The organism is Shewanella sp. AS1 (assembly GCF_021412565.1).
Taxonomy (GTDB): domain Bacteria; phylum Pseudomonadota; class Gammaproteobacteria; order Enterobacterales; family Shewanellaceae; genus Shewanella.
On record NZ_JAKCLJ010000009.1, the window covers coordinates 20,491 to 41,603 of the forward strand.

Genomic DNA, 21,113 nt, shown 5'->3' on the forward strand with positions numbered 1-21,113 from the left:
TACAAGCTTGATAAGGTGAAGAGGTGATCTGTTTTTTCAAAAAAATAACAATAGAAAATTTTAATTCGATGGAACGTCATAACAGGTTCGCTACTCTCTTTTGCGTTATATTTCTGCTTGGGCTGGCGTCGCCTGTCTGGGCGGGAAATCTGGTTCAGCGGGTATTCGACGCCCGTGATGGGTTAAATAACGCCACTATCAACGATATCAGTTTCGATGAACATGGTTATGCCTGGTTGTCGACCGAACAAGGCCTCTATCGTCTCAGCGATACCACAGCAAGGCGTATCGATAAAAACAGCAAAGATATTCGCCTATCCGATGAGTTTATCTGGCTTAGCCGCCCCCTGAACGAGAAGTATCTGCTGGTCAGCAGCGGGGCTAATACCTACCTTTACGATCAATTCAATGACGAGTTTATCCGCTTTGGCAGCAGTGAGCTGTTTACCGATTTCAAAGCCGATGGCTTTTTTGAGGTAATTGAGCAAGCTGACGGCAGTTATCTACTGCTTACCTATTCGGGTGCATTGTATCGTTTCGATGATAAGGCGATGAGCCTACGGGCCATTATTCAACTGCCCAGCAACCCAGATCAGCGCTGGTTTTTGCTCGCACAAAATGAGATGGATCAGCTGATCGTCGGTAATGGTCATGAACTTCAGCTGCGAGACAGTTTAGGTATGTTGCGGGCTGTTTTTCCCTGGGATGAGTCTATGGGGCTGATGCGTAGTCTGTTTAAAGACAGTGCAGGGCGGATCTGGTTAGGGTCGAGTAAGGGGCTGTATCGAGTCTTTCCCGATTCGATGACGGTACAAAGAGTAGAGCAGCTTCCCTTCTATGTGTCCCACATGGATGAGGATCATGAAGGGTTTCTGTGGCTATCCGGACGTGAGAGTGTCATTAAGTGGCATCCTGATACAGCACAGCTGAAAGTCTTCTTCGATGAATTAAAGGCTGCGGCAGACTTGGATTATGTGTATGACATAGCCGTAGATCACAATGGATTAATCTGGGTCGGCGGCTCAGGTGATGGCCTGGCTGTGCTCGCCGATGCTCCCGATTTTGTGTTGGAAAATTTTACCAGTCAGCCTCCCTATCGATTAGATGGCGAGATGGTGTGGACTATTCATGGCGATGAAGAGGGACACTGGCTATGGCTGGGGACAGATAAAGGGTTAATCGAGATAGACAGGCAGAAGAAGACCAGTCAGTTGGTGCGTCCTGCCCAGTTAGAGGTAAATGACAGCATCTATATAGTACGGCCCTTAGATGATAAGCATCTGCTGGTGGGGACAACGAACGGCCTGTTTGTGTACCGGCTTGATGATAAGAGCATAGTGCCATTTGCACAGTGGACAGGCGGTGAGTATTCCCTCGAGAGTAAGGTGCTCTACGCCTTGTACCAGGATACTTTGCTGCCCCAGCGCTGGTGGTTCGTTACCGCAACCGGGCTGTTTTACTGGGATAAAGGCAGCAAAAACCCGCAAGAATTTATCATCAAAGACAGAGATGGCGCCCAGTATAACCGTCCCTTGAAAACCATTTTTAGGGCCAGTGATGGCAAGTTGTGGTTAGGGGGTGAGAGCGAGTTTGGTTATATTGATACGCAAGGGGTGTTCTATTCCCGCAGAGATATTTTCTTCGATGATAAGACAGTGGTCAGTGTCAGCTATATCAATGAGGTGACTCCGGGTTTACTCTGGCTAGGCACATCGCCAAAAGGATTAGTTGAATATAACACTCAGACAGGCGTGACCCGGATGCTGACCCAGGAGTGGCAGCTCGATTGTAATGCTGTCTATTTTATACAAAGTACCCCAAATTACCGGCTGATAGGTTGCTCCAACTCTTTAGTTAGACAGGAGATAGAGACGGGGCAGCTGTCTGTGTTCAGGCAGCAAGATGGTCTGGTAAGTAATGAGCTAAATGATGGCGCGGCATTTTATGCACCTGAGGTTGGCTTCTATGTTGGCAGCCCGGATGGCGTGGATCTGCTGGACCTTGACTTGCTGAAAAATAGGCTGCAAGAGACAGAAGTGATGCTTGAGTCAGTGCAGACCTATTTTGATGATGAAATTAGCACAGATCTGCTCCCTCTGCAGAATAAGCGTATCCCTCCCGGCGCTAAGATGCTCAGCTTTCAGTTAACCAGAACAGATTATCTGACTAATTCTCCTATTAAGTTCAAGTATCGCCTGTATAAGAAGGGGGCGAACAAGGGCAATTATCTGCAGCTCAACGGCCAGTCTCAGATCAATATGACGGGAATTTCTGCTGGCGATTATATCCTGGAAGTTATCAGCAAACGGAACGGGATCTGGCTGGAAACCCCCTTCAGCTACGCCTTTTCGATAGAGGAGTTTTGGTGGAATAGCACCTGGTTTAAGACCCTGGCACTTGTGCTGCTTATCTCAAGCGGCTTGAGTTTTTTCATCTTAAGGCAGCGCCAGATAAAGGCATTTAGACAGATAAACCAGGCGCTGACCGAGAGTAAATCCAGATTAAGGCAGTCTCTGCGGGGGAGTGATTCCGAGCTGTGGGAGTGGCATAGCGATACTCAGCTTTTCAGTATGGAACCCCATGCCTATGAGCATTTATTGGTTAAAGATCTGTCTGAGATCAGTTTTGAGAGTCTGCCAATCCATCAGGAGGACAGAGACAGGATAGTGCTTGCCTGGCAACGTCTGCTCAATAAGCAGGATGACAGGTTCGATGAGGATTATCGCTATTGGCGTAAAGATGGCGCCATGGGGTGGTTGCGGGTTCGTGGCCGTCCGGTGGAGATGGACCCAGCCACAGGCGAGATCAATAAAGTCTCTGGGATCTACACAGATATTACCAGTCGCCGGCGTCTTGAGGACAATGTTAAGCTGCTGGCTCAGGCATTTGAGAACACCTCCGAAGGTGTATTGATTTTGGATGGCGAAGAGAAGGTGAAGGTCTTTAATAAGGCCGCGCAAACCATTCTCAATATTGGGGCCGATGGGCTGATTGACCGTGACTTTTCTGTCCTTGTGCATGGCACAGAGGAGCGCAGTAATGAGGTTCAGCAGTTGCTTGACCAGGAAAGCAGCTGGACCGGTGAGCATGATTTTTACGCATCCAATGGGGAGCTTCGTCCTGTCTGGTTAAACCTCTCGACCATGAAAGATAAGGGTGGCCAGGTTTCTCACTATGTGGCGGTATTTTCCGATATCAGTCAGCGCAAGCAGACAGAGGCAGATCTGCGCCGCCTAGCGAATTTCGATGTCTTAACCGGATTACCCAACCGCTCGCTGTTTTCCGCCCGTCTGGATAAGGCGATTGCCCAGGCCCAGTCTCAAAATCAACAATTGGCTCTGCTGTTTTTGGATCTCGACAGGTTTAAAAACGTGAATGATTCCTTTGGCCATAGCATGGGGGATGGGATTCTGATCGAAGCGGCTAACCGCCTGCAGACCTGCGTGGGAGAGGAACACATTCTCTGCCGGTTCGGCGGTGATGAGTTCGTTATCCTGCTGCGTAATATGAATGACATAGATGAGATAAATCATCTGTGTGAAACCTTGCTCGAACAGATAGAAAGACCCTTTGAGTTAAACGGACGGGAGTTCTATCTCTCCACCAGTATTGGCGTCAGTCTCTGGCCTGATGATGCCCTCAGGCCGGAGGCATTAATTAAAAATGCCGATCAGGCTATGTACTACGCCAAAGAGATTGGCCGAGGCAACTTTCAGTATTTCTCTGCCGAGCGTAATGTGACGGCACTTTATCATCTTAAGTTGGAGCGGGATCTACGCAAAGCCATTGAGCGCAACGAGCTTGAGCTGAATTTCCAGCCGCAGATAGATGTTGCCGATGGAAATAAGGTGTTGGGTGTCGAGGCGCTTCTGCGCTGGCTGCACCCCAAAGAGGGATACATCCCCCCAGATGTGTTTATTAAAATTGCCGAATCTTCAGGCCTTATCCTGGATATCGATCGTTGGGTATTAGGGCAGGTGTGTCAGTTGGGCGCTAAGTGGGGGGAGCGGCTTGGGGATGGATTTAGGATCTCGGTGAATGTCTCCGCAGTACAGTTCAGGCAGCCAGACTTTATTCAGGGGATCAGCCGGGTTCTGGCCGAGTCAGGCATGTCGCCTCATCGTCTGGGATTGGAGATCACCGAAGGGGTCTTGATGAAAGAGCTGCGGGTCGCCCGCGAGCATCTGAAGGCACTGAAGCAGCTGGGGATAGATGTGGCGATCGATGATTTTGGGACTGGATATTCCTCCCTGGCTTATTTGCGTAATTTCGATGTGGGTCTGCTGAAAATCGATCGCGCCTTCATTATCGACATTGCCAATAATGAGGCCGATCAGGCGATAGTGAGCAGTATCAGCGAACTGGCACGTAACTTAAAACTCAGCGTCGTGGTGGAAGGGGTCGAGACCCAGGAGCAGCTGGAGCAAGTGCTCGGCCGTGGCTGCCATATTATTCAGGGATACTATTTTGCCAAACCCATGACAGTGAGTGCGCTGGAAGCCTTTGTGTTTGGTGAGACGAGCTTGCTGAGTTCGAACCGGGTGAGCTAAAGGATCGCAATGTGGAGATGTGCTGGCCATCTCCCTTGCCGACTATGGGGTAGCTGCCCGAATATGATTTTTTAACTTTATATTTTTATAGTAAAAGTTACATCTATGCCTAGCTAAAATAGATGTTTTGACCACAAACTTTTGAGCCTGGCCGTTTATGATACGTTTTCTTATCTTGTCTGTTTCCCTCGGTTTTATGGCCGCAGTGTCTGCAGCCGATGTCCGTCCTAAAGTGGGGCTGGCACTCAGTGGCGGCGGCGCCAAAGGCGCGGCCCATGTCGCCGTGCTCAAGGTATTAGAGCAGAACCATATCCCAGTCGATTATATTGCCGGCACCAGCATAGGGGCTTATGTGGCAGGCATGTACGCCTTGGGTTATAGCGCCAGTGAGATAGAAACCATAATGATGGGGGAAGATTGGGACTCGGGCTATTACGACACCATTCCCCGAGAAGCCCTGAGCTATCGCAATAAGCAGCAGAGAGATAGGTTTAATATTCCAATCAATGTGGGTTATAGCGATAGCGAAGTGAAGATGCCCTCGGGACTGCTGCGTGGTCAGTCCATGTCTTTGTTACTGCAAAACTCCACCGATCTGGTGCATAGATTCGATAGCTTCGATGAGTTGGCTATTCCTTACCGTGCTGTAGCGACCGATCTTGAAACCAGTCAACCTGTGGTGATCAGCCGTGGTAGTCTGGTGGAGGCCATGCAGGCATCGGCAACTGTGCCTGGGGCACTGCAACCTGCTACCTATGATGGCAAGCTGGTGGTGGATGGCGGGATAGCCAATAACATGCCTGTGGATGTGGTCAAGGCTATGGGGGCAGATGTGGTGATCGCCGTGGATATAGGTTCATCTTTGGTGAAACGGGATCAGCTACAAAGCACAGTGGCTGTACTAAATCAGCTCTCCACCATGTTGACCAATGCCAGTACTGAACGCCAGAAACAGTTATTAACAGATAAAGATATTCTGATCCGTCCCGATGTGGGGGAGATGAGTACCACGGATTTTAGCGTCATGCCAGATGCTTATCGTTTAGGGGAAGCGGCGGCGCTATCCCAGCTCGATAACTTAAGGAATCTGGCTGTCTCTGATGAGGCGTATAGTGCTTATCAGGCAGAGAAAGCCGAGTCCGGTGAGTTGTGGCACGACAGACTCAAGCAGCCAGTTGTTGCTGTGCGCTTCGATAATAACTCTAAGGTGAGTGATAAAGTGTTGCGGGAAACCCTGGGTATTCAAGCGGGCGAGACTGTGACCAAGGCGCAGCTGGAAGAGGGGATCAACAATGTCTATGCCCTAGACAAATTTGAGCGGGTCGATGCGGAATTTATCGACAGCGAAGCGGGGCGGGTGCTGCTGCTAAAAACCAAGGCGAAATCCTGGGGGCCTAACTATTTTCAACTGGGATTCAGCTGGGAAGATAACTTCGGACTGGATTCCTATGTGGCGCTGGATCTGGCCTATACCATGACAGATCTGACCGAGTATGGTGGCGAGTGGCGTAATGAAGTCAGGCTCGGGTTTGAGAAACTGCTATCGACCGAGTTTTATCAGCCATTGGATAAGGATCAGCTGTTTTTTGCCCGTACCGAGCTTTCCTACGAAAACAAGGATTGGGCTTTCTATTCCAATAATATGCGGGTGTTCAACCTGGAGCAGACCAACTATCGCGGCGATATCGGGGTGGGGATTAATTACATCAAAGAAGGGGCGATTGAGCTGGGCATGACCGCAGAGACCGGCTATTTAGAGAATGCGATTTTTCCCTATGATCTGGATTATTCCTCCTATGGCGCTTACCTCAAATTTGGTTTCGACAACTTAGACAGCATCAATTTCCCCACCTCGGGTAATCGTTTTACCCTAGATCTCTATTACCGCAATGATGAGAGTCCCACCCTGACTGGGGATCGCCTCCCTGAAACTTCACTGCAGATAGAAGCCGATTGGCGTGGAGCGTTAAGCTTCAACAACCATGCCTTCGTGGGGATTGCCTCTATTACCACTGTGGATAATGAAACCGAACTGAGTGTGCATGTGGCAGAGTTGGGTGGTTTCTTAAATCTGTCTGGTTATCACAGAAAGGCGTTGGTGGGATCCCATAAGGTATTCGGTGCTTTTGTCTATCAATACGATTTGGGCCGGGACATGTTGGGGATGAAGGACTATCCTCTTTATCTGGGCGCCAGTTTCGAGGCGGGCAATGTGTGGCAGCAACGTGATAGTGTCGATATCGACGATCTTATCTATGGTGGAAGCCTCTACTTTGGTACCGATACCTCGGTCGGCCCTGCCGCCTTAGGTTTTGGCTGGGCCGATGATGGCGAGATGTCAGTGTTTTTATTTTTAGGGAAAAATTGGTAAATCCAGTTGCTATTTTATTAGAATCATCAATGAGTTGAATTGATTTTTTTCATAGTGTTACCTTATTGAGGAACAGTGGTTAATTGTTTGTGGCAAGTCACAGATGGTTACAAAATGGCACTACATTTGAGATTGGGACGATGTTAGTGTGTCAGTCAAATTATTGTTTTCATCAAATTAATATCTTAATTGAGAGATCGGGGGAGATAACATGAAGAAAGTAAGTCATCTAGCCTTTGCTATTGCTTTAGGCTTAGGTATCACAGCTTGTAGTAGTGAGCCTACAACAGGTGCTAATACACAGAGTGTACAAGCGGCGAAAGTGTCCGGTGTTGAGAAAGAAAATTTTGATCCAGCAGTGCGTTTCCAGGATGATTTGTATTACAGCGTTAATGGTCACTGGTTAGCTAACACACCTATCCCTGCGGATAAGTCTGCCTATGGTACCTTCTCAATTCTGTATGAGCACAGCCAGAGTGAATTGAAACAGATTATCGAAGCCGCAGCGGCGAAAACAGATAATGTCGCCGGTTCAAGTGAGCAGAAAGTGGGTGATTTTTATGCCAGCTATATGGATACCGACAGCATAGAAAAATTGGGAACTACGCCGCTTAAGGGGCAATTAGCCGCCATTGCTAATGTGAAAACCCATGATGAACTGGTCAGTTTGATGGGGAGCTTGCTGATTAATGGTTCTGGTATTCCGCTGGGCTTTTATGTCAACAATGATGCGAAAAAGTCCACCCAATATGGCGTGTATGTTAATCAGTCGGGTCTGACTCTACCGGATCGTGATTACTACCTGAAGGATGACGAAAAAAATGTCGCCTACCGTAAGGCATTGAGCAAGTATGTTACCGACTTGATGACGCTGGCGGGTTATAAAGATGCTAAACGTGCCGCTAAGAGTGTGGCTGATATCGAGCACTTTATCGCCGAAAATCAATGGAGCCGCGTTGAACAGCGTGATGCCAACAAGCGTTATAACAAGATGAGTCTTGCCGAGGTTCAGAAGCTAACTGGTGGTTTCGATTTTGATCGTTTTGTTAAAGCTGTAGGCCTTGCGGGTAAAACCGATGAAGTGATCATAGGTCAACCTTCTTATTTTGAGAAGTTCGGTGCCGAGTTTAACAAGATCCCTGTATCGGCCTGGCAAGATTATTTAGCCTTCCACTATGTGGATAGCAACTCAAGTTTTCTGAGTAAGGCTTTCGTTGATCTTCACTTTGATTTCTATAGCAAGACCTTAAGAGGTGTTGAAGAGCAAAAACCGCGCTGGAAGAATGCTGTTGATACGGCTAACAGCGTACTCGGTGAGCTTGTGGGCCAAGAGTATGTGAAGAAAAACTTTACTCCAGAAGCTAAGGCTCGTATGGAAGGTTTGATTCATAATCTGCTCAAAGCCTTTGAAGTCAGCATCAATAACCTTGAGTGGATGACACCCGAAACAAAAGTGGCCGCACAGGAGAAACTATCTAAGTTCACCTACAAGATAGGCTATCCAGACAAGTGGAAAGATTACACGGCGCTTGAGATCAAACCCGATGATCTGTTTGGTAATATCCAGCGATATTCTCATTTCTCTTATACGGATATGATCAACAAGCTAGGCCAGCCTATCGATCGCACCGAGTGGCATATGACGCCACAAACAGTGAACGCTTACTACAACCCAGTGATGAATGAAGTTGTGTTCCCTGCGGCCATTCTGCAACCGCCGTTCTTCAATATGGACGCCGATGATGCGGTTAACTATGGTGGTATTGGTGCGGTAATTGGTCATGAAATCAGCCATGGTTTCGATGACCAAGGGGCGAAATATGACGGTGACGGCAACCTGCGCAACTGGTGGTCAGAGAAAGACAAGCAGGAGTTCGAGAAGCGTGGCAAACAGCTCTCTGCTCAATACAGCAAGTTTGAGCCTCTGTCAGGTAAGTTTGTTAATGGTGACCTGACCTTAGGTGAAAACATCGGCGACTTAGGTGGTCTGACAGTATCTCATCTGGCTTACGAGTTGAGTCTACAAGGCAAAGAAGCGCCGGTAATGGATGGACTGACGGGCGAGCAGCGTTTCTTTATCAGCTGGTCACGTGTCTGGGCACGTAAATATCGTGATGAAGAGATGGTTACACGTTTACTGGTCGATCCACATTCACCTAGCCAGTATCGCGCAATGGGTACGCCACGTAACGTAGAAGCTTTCTATAAGGCCTTCGATGTGAAAAAAGACGATGGTATGTACTTGGCACCAGAAGATCGTGTCAAGATCTGGTAAGCCTAGTTCAGTGTTATAAGTGAATTAAAAGCCCATCGAGTGATCGATGGGCTTTTTGTTGGTTAAGTGCCACAGTTAACCAAGGCATTGTTGCAGATAGGCATTTAATTGGGTCAGATCCTCTAGCTGCTGGTGGGCCGCGGCCCAACGGGCTTGGCTGGACTCATGGACGGCGGGGATCACCAGAGTATGCATATTGGCGGCTCTGGCGGCGATAACGCCGTTAAAGGAGTCCTCAACGGCAATGCAGTGCTCAGGCGCAACTTGCAGCGTCTTGGCACAATTGAGATAGACCTCAGGATGGGGTTTGCCCCAGGTGAGGGACTCGGCGCTGCAAAAGGCGTCGAAATAGTGGCCTATGGCCAGCTTTTGCATGACGGCGCGGATCAGCTGAGTCGGTGACGAGGTGGCTAGGCCAATTTTGAGTCCCCGCTTTTGACATGCCGTTAATGCCTCAACCACGCCGGGCAGCGGCTCGCCATCGGTTAATATCGCCGCAGCGACCCTGTCGACAATGGCCTGTGCCGTCGCCTGATTGTCATAGTTGCTCCAAGGATGCCTCCGATACCAAAATTCCACAAGTTGGTCGACGCGCAGCCCTGTTGTCTGCAAGGTGTCGGCGAGCGAGATGGGAACGCCAAGCTTGCCCAGCACCTCAAGTTCGGCAATTTGCCAGCGTGGCTCTGAGTCGATTAATACGCCATCCATATCGAAAATAACGGCTGATAGGGGAGTTGGGTTCATATGGGATCCTTGTAAATCTGGCGGTGTCGCCTTTAGGGGCGCTTAGCTTGAATGCTAAATAGTGACATTTTTTAGATTAGTTTAATCGATGCTATCGATATTTTGTCTGCTTATGTTGAAATAGACGTATTAATAAAAATTGATACTTATCAACTATTTGTGACTTATTTCAAACTATTGTCTAATTTCTTCCTTTAGATCATTGAGTTAAATTGCTTTTTATCCTGTTAAATCATTTGAATATCTTACTTATCGGAGTGTGATCTGATTCATACTTTTGCAAAGCTGTAGTATAATGCGCCCGGAAATCCGGGTTGAGCCTGCTTGACTGTGAGCTTCATTATTGAAGACGTGCAGTTTCGCTGTTAGAACGCCAAACAAAGAGGAATGTTGCCGTGCTAGAAGCATATCGTAAACACGTCGAAGAACGTGCTGCAGAGGGCGTAGTCCCTAAGCCATTAGATGCCCATCAAGTGGCCGAATTAGTCGAATTAGTAAAAAATCCACCTGCGGGTGAAGAAGCCTTCATCCTTGATCTGCTGGAAAACAGAATTCCACCAGGTGTTGATGAAGCCGCCTATGTTAAAGCTGGCTTCCTAGATGCACTGGCCAAGGGCGAAGTCTCATCGCCAATCCTCTCTGCAGAGCGTGCGGTTGAACTGCTGGGCACTATGCAGGGCGGTTACAACATTGAGCCTCTGATTGCTCAACTCGATAACGCTGCCCAAGCGCCTATCGCCGTAAAAGCACTGTCTAATACCCTGCTGATGTTTGATGCTTACCACGATGTGGTTGAGAAGATGCAGGCTGGCAATGACTTTGCCAAGCAAGTTGTTGAATCATGGGCGAACGCCGAGTGGTTCTTGAATCGTCCTAAGCTGGCCGAGAAAGTGACCCTGACCGTATTTAAGGTAACAGGCGAGACTAACACTGACGATCTATCGCCAGCACCCGATGCCTGGTCACGTCCAGATATCCCACTGCACGCTCTAGCCATGCTGAAAAACGCCCGCGATGGTATTGTGCCTGATGAGGCCGGTGTTAAAGGTCCTATCAATGAGATTGAAGCATTAAAAGAAAAAGGTCATCCACTAGTTTATGTGGGCGATGTTGTTGGTACGGGTTCTTCACGTAAGTCTGCGACCAACTCAGTATTGTGGTTTATGGGCGATGATATCCCTTATGTGCCTAATAAGCGCGCTGGTGGTTTCTGCTTAGGCGGTAAGATTGCACCTATCTTCTTCAACACTATGGAAGATGCGGGCGCACTGCCAATCGAGCTCGATGTGAGCGAGATGAACATGGGCGATGTGATTGATATCTATCCTTATGAAGGTGTGGTTAAGCGTCACGGCACAGATGAAGTGATCTCTCAGTTCAAACTGAAAACAGAAGTGTTACTGGACGAAGTACGTGCCGGTGGCCGTATTCCGCTGATCATCGGCCGTGGTCTGACTGACCGTGCCCGTGAAACCTTAGGATTACCGCACTCTGATGTATTTGTGCGTCCACAAGATGTGGCCGATTCTGGTAAAGGCTATACCTTAGCTCAGAAGATGGTCGGTAAAGCCTGTGGTGTTGCCGGTGTTCGTCCTGGCCAATACTGTGAGCCTAAGATGACCTCTGTTGGCTCGCAAGATACTACCGGTCCTATGACTCGTGATGAGCTTAAAGATCTAGCTTGTCTTGGTTTCAGCGCCGATTTGACCATGCAGTCTTTCTGTCACACTGCGGCCTATCCAAAGCCTGTGGATGTGAACACCCACCACACTCTGCCTGATTTCATCATGAACCGCGGCGGTGTATCGCTGCGTCCAGGTGACGGTGTTATTCACTCATGGCTGAACCGTATGCTGCTGCCTGATACTGTTGGTACAGGCGGTGACTCGCACACCCGTTTCCCAATCGGTATCTCTTTCCCTGCAGGTTCTGGTCTGGTCGCTTTCGCGGCGGCAACCGGTGTGATGCCACTGGATATGCCTGAGTCTGTATTGGTTCGCTTCAAGGGTAAGATGCAACCTGGTATCACTCTGCGTGATCTGGTGCATGCCATCCCATTAAAAGCGATCGAAATGGGTCTGTTGACCGTTGAGAAGAAAGGCAAGATTAACGCCTTCTCAGGTCGCGTGCTGGAGATCGAAGGTCTGGAGCATCTGAAGGTTGAGCAGGCGTTCGAGCTGTCTGATGCATCGGCCGAGCGTAGCGCCGCCGGTTGTACTATCAAGCTGGATAAAGAGCCTATCATCGAATACCTCAACTCAAATATCGTTATGTTGAAGTGGATGATTGCCGAAGGTTATGGCGACCGCCGTACTATCGAGCGTCGTATTACAGCGATGCAGGAGTGGATTGCCAACCCTGAGCTGATGGAAGCGGATAAGGATGCCGAGTACGCCGAAGTGATCGAGATCGATCTGAACGAGATCAAAGAGCCTATTCTGTGTGCGCCAAACGATCCTGACGATGCCGTGCTGCTCTCTTCTGTGGCAGAAACCAAGATCGATGAAGTGTTCGTGGGTTCTTGTATGACCAACATAGGCCACTTCCGCGCTACAGGTAAGATGCTGGATAAGTTTGCCAAGTCACTGCCAACTCGTCTGTGGATCGCACCGCCAACTAAGATGGACCGCGATCAACTGACCGAAGAGGGTTACTATGGTATTTTCGGTCGCGTCGGTGCGCGTATTGAGATCCCAGGTTGTTCTCTGTGTATGGGTAACCAGGCCCGCGTCGCGGAAGGAGCCACTGTGGTGTCGACCTCTACCCGTAATTTCCCTAACCGTTTAGGTACAGGTGCTAACGTCTATCTGGCGTCGGCTGAGCTGGCGGCGGTTGCGGCGCTATTGGGTCGTCTGCCATCGGCGGATGAGTACCAGGAATACGCCAAAGAGCTAGATGCGACGGCGGCAGATACTTACCGTTATCTGAACTTCGATCAGATCGAGTCTTATACTCAAAAAGCGGGTGAAGTGATCTTCCAGACAGCCGTTTAATCGGCTAGTTTATCCGTGATTAAAAAGGCCAGCTGATTAGCTGGCCTTTTTGTTGTCTGTTTGTCTTGGAAAATAAATCAGTATCCGAGTGCTAAGAACTGGGTGATAAAAACTGAATGCTAAGAGTGTTTACTGTGGAGCACTTCTAGTAACTGATCTTCCAGCTGAAAGCGGGTTTCCATTACATCGGCAAGGGAGGAGAGGTCGCTATCGAGTTGATATAAGACCTGATCATCATCCGATGTGGTGTATTTATCGTTAAAATCGAGCGCCACATCTGTGGTCTGGCTGATCTTAGGGACGATATTTTCCGCTAGGCTTTGGCTGTTCTTACCATGTTTGGCGCAGCCGCTGACGACTTTGTCGTAGACCTCAAAATGTCCCTCAGAAACATAATCGACCAGGAGATCGCAAAAGTCTTTTACCGATTCAAATGACGGCAGGGATTTATCCAGGGTTTCATAGGGGGCTAGGCCAGCAATCTGGCAATATTGCACCAGAAGCTTTCGGCGATTATTGAGCCACTGATCAACCAGTTGATTGGAACCTTTCCATTTTTCTTCAGCTTTTTCTAATTGCTTTAGCATGATGATCCCCATCGGAGTAATCCTATGACTTCTAATGTAGGTGAGAATGGCTATTTTGATCAACCTTTTTCGCATCCTCAGAGGCAACTAATGTAGCCAGGTTGTTAATTAAAAAGTTATAGCCGGGTTAGGGAGTCAACTGGTGGGAAGCGGCGTCAATCTAAGGTATTAAATATGCGATTAAAGGGGTATTAAAAATAAAATGCCCAGCGACGGAATTCCATCGCTGGGCGAGTATAGATTTTGCGGGCTCGATGGGACGAGCTTCTTGATTGTTCTTGCTAGCGCAGACTTTTTATATCAAAGCCAATTCGATGGTGCAACTTTTTTCTGTCAAAAAGAAACCCGAGTGTTAAATTATTGTCGCGATATTTTCTTGAATATGTGCGTCCGTGCAGAACAATGAAATAATCCAGCGGCGTTTGTCACATAAATGTACTGCTGGAGGTTACTTTAGTCGCGTAAATGCTAAACTACGGACCCAGCAGAAATCAATAAGCGTAGGAATAGAGCCAAATGGCAGAATTAAAAAATGATCGTTATTTACGAGCCTTACTAAAGCAACCTGTTGATAGAACTCCTATTTGGATGATGCGTCAAGCTGGTCGTTATCTTCCAGAATACAAGGCGACCCGTGCTGAGGCCGGTGATTTTATGTCGCTATGTAAGAACAAAGAGCTGGCATGTGAAGTAACACTGCAACCTTTACGTCGTTATGACCTAGATGCTGCTATCTTATTTTCTGATATTTTGACTGTTCCCGATGCCATGGGGTTAGGTCTCTATTTTGAAGCCGGTGAGGGCCCACGCTTTGAGCGTCCAACCGACACTATCGATGCGATCAAGAAGCTGGCTGTCCCCGATCCAGAACTGGAGCTGGGTTATGTGATGGATGCGGTAAGCACTATTCGCCGCGAGCTTAAGGGCGAAGTGCCGCTGATTGGTTTCTCAGGTTCACCTTGGACGCTGGCCACTTACATGGTTGAAGGCGGTTCGAGCAAGGCGTTCGAGAAGATCAAGAAGATGGCTTACGAAGAGCCTGCAACACTGCACCTGCTGTTAGATAAGCTGGCCGATTCGGTCACGCTTTACCTGAATGCACAGATTGCAAATGGTGCACAATCAGTCATGATTTTCGATTCATGGGGCGGCGCATTGTCGCACCACGCTTACCGTGAATTCTCACTGCGTTACATGCAGAAGATTGTCGATGGTCTGACTCGTCAAGCCGAAGGTCGCCAAGTGCCTGTGACTCTGTTCACTAAGGGTGGCGGACTATGGTTAGAAGCCATGGCCGAAACTGGCTGTGATGCTCTGGGTCTGGACTGGACTGTGGATATCGGCGATGCCCGTCGCCGTGTGGGTGAGAAAGTGGCGCTACAGGGTAATATGGATCCTTCAGTGCTGTATGCATCTCCTGAGCGTATCCATCAGGAAGTTGAGCAGATCCTGGCTTCTTACGGTGAAGGCACAGGCCATGTGTTTAACCTTGGCCACGGTATTCATCAACACGTGAACCCAGAGCATGCCGGTGCATTTATTAACTCAGTGCATGAACTGTCTAAGCAATATCACAAGTAATTGCTGATAACAGCGAATAAAGCCCGCATCGCGGGCTTTTTTGTTGCTCATTCTGACTGATTAAGGTTTGCGCTCGACTCTGGTTTATCTTGTGATGGGCAAGATCTCATTCCTCGGTGAATCTTGCGTTAAAAAGCAATTGAGTCTTAAAAAGCTGTGCTACATCAAAGTCCAGAATCGAATAACCATGCAATCTATGCAGGTTCAGAATAGTCACTGTAACACCAGCGAACATTAGGTAGTTGTTGATAGATGCGTATTAGCAAAAAATTAAGCGTCTTTGTGGTAGGTTTTTGCTTACCTGCGATTCTGGCTGCTTCCTATTCCTTGCATGGCTGGTTTCAGCATCGTATCGACGAGTTGGTACAAACCTCGATTCAGAGTGAGGTTCGCACGGTTCAGGAGTTGGTTAGCCAGGATTTGAAACAGCTGGCAGTGATCACCCGCATCTACGCCGCCGCCATCACCAATATTGATATCGCCCACCGCCAGGAATTCGAGCAGACCTGGCAAGAGATTGGCTTTGCTGAGCAGGCTGATCTGTTTCAGCTGCGTGAAGGCAGCGCGATTCCCATCGCTGTCGCCAAACAAGCATCAGAAATCGATTTCATTCATTTCCCCAGCGAGCTGTTTGGTATCAAACAACAAAAGACGGGTTTCCTGTTACTCCATGATCATGGCTTTATGGCCAGTGTGACGCCTATCTCGGCGACAGATTTTATTGCTCTGGTGAAACCTGTCGATAAGCGGTTGTTGAATCAGTTTCAAGTGGGTGAATTTCCCCATCTCATCGAATTAAAGCCGGGTAAGGTATCCACCCAGGTCGCGGCGCCAAAGCTTAACCTCAGTGGTGAATTCGATGTCCCCAGCCTGCTCGATGCCAAGCCACTGCATCTGCATATTTCAATCAAGCAAGAGCCGTTTACCCTGCTGCAGAGTCATAGCGATCTGGCTATCTATCTGATTTGGGGTTTAAGCCTCTTGATGCTGATCTTGGGGTATTTGTGGCTTAGGGCAAGTTTAGTTCGCCCTTTTAAGCTTATCCTCAAGCAGCTGAAGATGATTGATCCCACAGCCAAAACCTATCAGCCGCTGCAGGGTTATGGCTGTAATGAACTGAGGGTATTTTCCGATCAGGTCAACGGCCTACTGGCACGAATTTATCGACAAAAAGAGCGATCGAAAACCACTTTAGAAGCGATTGTAGAAGCCGTGATCTTGACGGATGCCTGGGCCAAGGTGGTCTACCTTAATCCTCAGGCGGAGCGTTTATTAAAGCTCAATTCGGTCGATGCCGTTGGTATGCCAGTCGAGCGCGTATTTAAACAAGATAGCAGTGAGACCCAAGCCTTGCTCGCTATGATGCAGGAGGGCGCGACTGAGCCGCAGGTGAGCAAGGTGAAGTTTAGCCATGAGGGTGGCAAAATCATGCAGCGCAGTATCAGTAATCTGCGCGATCCACAGGAGCAGGTGATAGGCACAGTGATTGTGCTTCGGGACATTACCCAAGAGGAGCGCCTCAAGCATCAATTAAGACACAGGGCAAATTATGATCCTGTGACGGGTCTTCTCAATCGCGCTGCATTTGAAGAGCGCATTGAGGAGTATGGTCACGGGGCGCAGCAATTGATCTTATGCTATTTGAACTTAGAGCAGTTTAAGTTGATTAATGACTCCTGTGGTTACAGCGCTGGTGACACCATGTTGAAAATGGTCGCTAAGGCGATTCAGGCTGTTGTGGGTGAGGATGTGCTATTGGCCCGTCTGGCGGGTGACGACTTTGGTCTGGCATTGAAAAATATCAGCATGCATGAGGTGGCGCAGCAGGCTAAGCGGATAGTCGATAGCATAGGGATGCAGGTGATAGAGTCTCAGGGTAGTCACTATAAAGTTGGCTGTAGTATCGGTATTGCCATGGCTGAACTGCCTAAGATTGATGTTCAGGAGATGCTCAAGGATGCCGGCAGTGCTTGTATCGCGGCGAAGCAGTTGGGCAGCAATCAGATCCATTTTTATGATAATAAAGATAAAGCACTCAATGATCAGCGCAACTCCTCCAAATGGGCGACCCGCATTGCCCAGGCGATTGAACATAATGAGCTGCTGCTCTATGCCCAGCCCATTGAGGGGATAAATACCAAGGGTCAACGCAAAAGGCTGGAGATCCTGATGCGCATTCAAGAACCCGATGGACGTATGCTGCCGCCGGCGCAGTTTATTGCGGCAGCCGAGCGCTTTAAGCTGATGATAGATGTGGATAAAGAGATCATTCGCAAGACTTTCCTCTGGCTGTCTCTGCATGAGGAGCTGTGGGATGACTACTGTCTATCCATTAACCTTTCAGGTAACAGCTTAGGCGCAGAGGGAATGGTGGAATACATTACCGCGCAGCTGATCCGCTTTGGCCTGCCCAGTGAGTGTATCTGTTTTGAAGTCACAGAAACCAGCGCGATTCAAAACCGTAATCGTGCCATCGATATGTTAAACCGGTTACGCAAACTCGGCTTCTCTTTTGCGCTGGATGATTTTGGTACCGGCTTTGCGTCCTATGGTTACCTGCGGGAATTGCCGGTCAACTATGTGAAAATTGATGGCTGTTTTATTAAGACACTGGCGAGCAATCCTAAAGATCACGCCATAGTGCAATCTATCCACCATATCTGTCAGGTGATGGGAATTGAAACCGTGGCCGAGTTTGTAGAGAACCAGGCAATCATAGATAAACTCAATGAGATAGGGATCAATTATGCCCAGGGTTACGCCATAGGGCGGCCACAACCGCTGGATGAACATATTCAGATGCCGGAACGTGCCCGTCTGATGGCCTAGGCCTTTTCTTCGAATACGCTGAATAAAAATGCCCAGTCGAACTGGGCATTTTTGTGTTTTTCTTGTGGAGCTAGGCTTAGCCTTTCGCTTCCCTTGCGATTGCGCGATAAGCGATATCGGTGCGGAAATAGACATCATCCCAATGGATGGCATCCACTAAGCCATAGGCGGCTTGCTGCGCCTCGGTAACACTCTGGCCCAGTGCGGTGGCACATAAGACGCGCCCGCCATTAGTGACCACATGACCATCCTTCATACTGGTGCCAGCATGGAACACCTTGGCGTTATCATTACCCAGAGTCAGGCCATCAATCACATCGTGCTTGCGGTAACTGTCAGGGTAACCGCCAGCGGCCATCACCACACCCACTGCGGCGCGCGAGTCGAACTCGGCGCTGACTTTATCGAGCTCGCCACGGGTGGCCGCCAGACAGAGTTCAACCAGATCCGACTTTAAGCGCATCATGATAGGCTGCGTTTCTGGGTCGCCAAAACGGCAGTTGTATTCCAATACCTTGGCGCTGCCATCGGGCGCTATCATCAGACCGGCATAGAGGAAACCTGTGTAGGTGTTACCTTCTGCTGCCATGCCATCCACTGTTGGGCGGATAACATTGTCTATGGTCCAGTCGTGTACAGTTTGGGTCACCACTGGTGCAGGTGAATAAGCCCCCATGCCGCCAGTGTTTGGACCGTTGTCGCCATTATCGCGTGCCTTATGATCTTGGCTTGAGGCCATTGCGAGAATATTCTTACCATCCACCATCACGATGAAGCTTGCTTCTTCGCCCTTGAGGAACTCCTCGATCACCACGCGAGAACCGGCGTCACCAAACTTATTTCCTGCCAGCATATCTTCGATTGCTGCATCGGCCTCAGCCTGATCTTGAGCTATGATCACCCCTTTACCCGCGGCCAGACCATCGGCTTTGATCACGATAGGAAAACCTGTGCTAGCTGTAACATCGGCGACATAAGCCTTAGCGGGCTCAATCTCGGTGAAGTTGGAGTAAGCTGCCGTAGGAATATTGTGGCGGGCAAGGAAATCCTTGGTAAAGGCTTTGGAAGATTCCAGCTGCGCTGCACCCTGGGTTGGGCCAAAAATGGCCAAACCTGCGGCATTAAAGGCATCGACTACACCCAGAGATAGGGGCACTTCTGGTCCGACTATGGTGAGCGCGATGGCATTTTGCTGGGCAAATTCCACTAAGTCTTGGATCGCTTCAACATTGATAGCCACATTTTCCAGCTTAGGCTCCAGTGCCGTGCCTGCATTACCCGGTGCAACAAATACGGTTTCAACTTGTGCTGACTGTGCCGCTTTCCACGCGAGCGCGTGTTCACGGCCGCCGCCACCAATAACAAGAACCTTCATCTTTATCTACCTCATTAATTTTCAATTAGTGGCGGAAGTGACGCATGCCGGTAAATACCATGGCCATACCATGCTCGTTAGCTGCCTGGATGATCTCTTCATCACGGATAGAACCGCCAGGCTGGATAATACAGCTGATCCCAGCGGCCGCCGCGGCATCGATGCCGTCGCGGAAGGGGAAGAAGGCGTCTGATGCCATCACAGAGCCAACCACTTCCAAGTTCTCATCGGCGGCCTTGATACCGGCCACTTTGGCGCTGTATACACGGCTCATCTGGCCTGCACCGACACCGATAGTCATCTTGTCTTTGGCGTAGACGATGGCGTTCGATTTAACGAACTTGGCCACTTTCCAGCAGAACATCAGATCTTTCATCTCGGCCTCGGTAGGCTGACGCTCTGTGACCACTTTAATGTCGCCTTGCTCAACCATGCCTTGGTCGCGATCTTGGATAAGCAGGCCGCCGTTGACGCGTTTGTAATCTAAGCTGCGGGTTTTGCTGTTCCACTGACCACACTCTAGCAGGCGCACGTTGGCTTTGGCTGCCACTACATCACGGGCTTCCTGGCTCACTGTTGGCGCGATGATCACCTCAACAAACTGACGCTCAACTATGGCGCTGGCGGTTGCAGCGTCCAGTTCGCCGTTGAAGGCGATAATGCCACCGAAGGCTGAAGTCGGGTCTGTCTGGTAAGCACGGTTGTAGGCATCGAGCAGATCGCTACCTATGGCAACACCACAAGGGTTGGCGTGTTTGACGATAACACAGGCGGGCTCGCTGAACTCTTTCACACACTCGAGTGCGGCATCGGTATCGGCGATATTGTTGTAAGAGAGGGCCTTACCCTGCAGCTGCACTGCGCTGGCAACTGAGGCTTCATCAATATTCAGATCTACATAGAAGGCGGCGCTCTGGTGGCTGTTTTCGCCGTAACGCAGATCTTGTTTTTTCACCAACTGGGTATTGTAAGTGCGCGGGAACTTAGAGTCGCTGTGACACTCATCCTGGCTGTGGGCCGGAACCAGAGTACCGAAGTAGTTGGCTATCATGCCGTCGTAGGCGGCCGTGTGTTCGAAGGCCGCGATGGCCAGATCGAAACGGGTTTCTAAGGTGGTGCTGCCGTCGTTGGCCTGCATCTCGGCAATAACGCGATCATAGTCTTTCGCGTTCACAACAATAGTGGTGTCTTTGTGGTTTTTCGCCGTCGAGCGCACCATAGTCGGGCCGCCAATATCGATATTCTCGATGGCATCGGCCAGGGTGCAGCCTTCTTTAGCGACTGTGTCGGCAAAGGGATAGAGGTTAACGGCCACCAGATCGATAGGTTTGATGGCATTTTGCTCCATCACCACTTCATCGATTCCGCGGCGGCCTAAGATACCACCATGCACTTTAGGGTGTAATGTTTTGACACGACCGTCCATGATCTCGGGATGACCTGTGTAGTCAGAGACTTCGATAACAGGCACGCCATTGTCTGCAAGCAGGCGAGCCGTGCCGCCTGTAGAGAGCAGTTCAACCCCTTGAGCATGCAGGGCTTGTGCAAATTCAAGGATTCCGGTTTTATCTGAAACGCTAAGCAGCGCGCGACGAATAGGTCTGGCATTATTCATTTGGGTCATGGGTCCAGTTTTTGTAGGGTTTAAGGATCTTTCGGAAAGCAGAACAGTAACAGCGGCATCAAGGGCCTAGTTATGCTTTCCAAAAGGCCCTCAAATGGATGACCTTTTCGTAGCGCGCGTATTTTATCGTAAAATGCCCTGCCGTGCTGTTTTTTTCTGTGTGATTTCACAATACGCTTAGGCG

General features: G+C 49.3%; 10 protein-coding genes. 6 read left to right on the forward strand and 4 right to left on the reverse strand.

What is annotated here, in order from left to right; genetic code table 11:
- Nucleotides 1–68: 68 nt before the first annotated feature.
- From LZP69_RS12065 to LZP69_RS12075, 3 genes are all read left to right on the forward strand, one after another.
- The gene (locus LZP69_RS12065) at nucleotides 69–4,550 is read left to right on the forward strand and encodes an EAL domain-containing protein (RefSeq protein WP_234200871.1); all 4,482 of its coding nucleotides are present in this window, start codon (nucleotides 69–71) and stop codon (nucleotides 4,548–4,550) included.
- 157 nt (nucleotides 4,551–4,707) lie between these two features.
- Nucleotides 4,708–6,921 (forward strand): patatin-like phospholipase family protein, encoded by a 2,214-nt coding sequence (locus tag LZP69_RS12070; protein WP_234200873.1) that lies wholly within the window; start codon nucleotides 4,708–4,710, stop codon nucleotides 6,919–6,921.
- A gap of 211 nt (nucleotides 6,922–7,132) precedes the next feature.
- Nucleotides 7,133–9,196: a M13 family metallopeptidase gene (locus LZP69_RS12075; RefSeq protein WP_234200874.1), complete on the forward strand. Its 2,064-nt coding sequence runs from the start codon at nucleotides 7,133–7,135 to the stop codon at nucleotides 9,194–9,196.
- Nucleotides 9,197–9,271: 75 nt separating this feature from the next.
- On the opposite strand, the gene hxpB is transcribed toward LZP69_RS12075, so the two are convergent.
- Nucleotides 9,272–9,940 carry a hexitol phosphatase HxpB gene (gene hxpB / locus LZP69_RS12080; protein ID WP_234200875.1) on the reverse strand — a complete coding sequence of 223 codons (669 nt, stop codon included), beginning with the start codon at nucleotides 9,938–9,940 and terminating at the stop codon, nucleotides 9,272–9,274.
- A gap of 395 nt (nucleotides 9,941–10,335) precedes the next feature.
- On the opposite strand from hxpB, the gene acnB reads away from it, so the two are divergent.
- A complete protein-coding gene (gene acnB, locus LZP69_RS12085) occupies nucleotides 10,336–12,933 on the forward strand; it encodes a bifunctional aconitate hydratase 2/2-methylisocitrate dehydratase (RefSeq protein WP_234200876.1) in 2,598 nt (865 codons plus the stop codon).
- Nucleotides 12,934–13,052: 119 nt separating this feature from the next.
- On the opposite strand, the gene rsd is transcribed toward acnB, so the two are convergent.
- The gene (rsd, locus tag LZP69_RS12090) at nucleotides 13,053–13,520 is read right to left on the reverse strand and encodes a sigma D regulator (RefSeq protein ID WP_234200877.1); all 468 of its coding nucleotides are present in this window, start codon (nucleotides 13,518–13,520) and stop codon (nucleotides 13,053–13,055) included.
- Nucleotides 13,521–14,036: 516 nt separating this feature from the next.
- On the opposite strand from rsd, the gene hemE reads away from it, so the two are divergent.
- Complete coding sequence (hemE, locus tag LZP69_RS12095) at nucleotides 14,037–15,101, forward strand: uroporphyrinogen decarboxylase (protein WP_234200878.1); 1,065 nt, start codon at nucleotides 14,037–14,039, stop codon at nucleotides 15,099–15,101.
- A 252-nt stretch (nucleotides 15,102–15,353) separates the two neighbouring features.
- A complete protein-coding gene (locus tag LZP69_RS12100; RefSeq protein WP_234200879.1) occupies nucleotides 15,354–17,930 on the forward strand; it encodes a putative bifunctional diguanylate cyclase/phosphodiesterase in 2,577 nt (858 codons plus the stop codon).
- 76 nt (nucleotides 17,931–18,006) lie between these two features.
- On the opposite strand, the gene purD is transcribed toward LZP69_RS12100, so the two are convergent.
- The gene (gene purD, locus LZP69_RS12105; protein ID WP_234200881.1) at nucleotides 18,007–19,305 is read right to left on the reverse strand and encodes a phosphoribosylamine--glycine ligase; all 1,299 of its coding nucleotides are present in this window, start codon (nucleotides 19,303–19,305) and stop codon (nucleotides 18,007–18,009) included.
- A gap of 25 nt (nucleotides 19,306–19,330) precedes the next feature.
- The gene (gene purH / locus LZP69_RS12110) at nucleotides 19,331–20,920 is read right to left on the reverse strand and encodes a bifunctional phosphoribosylaminoimidazolecarboxamide formyltransferase/IMP cyclohydrolase (protein WP_234200995.1); all 1,590 of its coding nucleotides are present in this window, start codon (nucleotides 20,918–20,920) and stop codon (nucleotides 19,331–19,333) included.
- Between the last annotated feature and the right edge of the window lie 193 nt (nucleotides 20,921–21,113).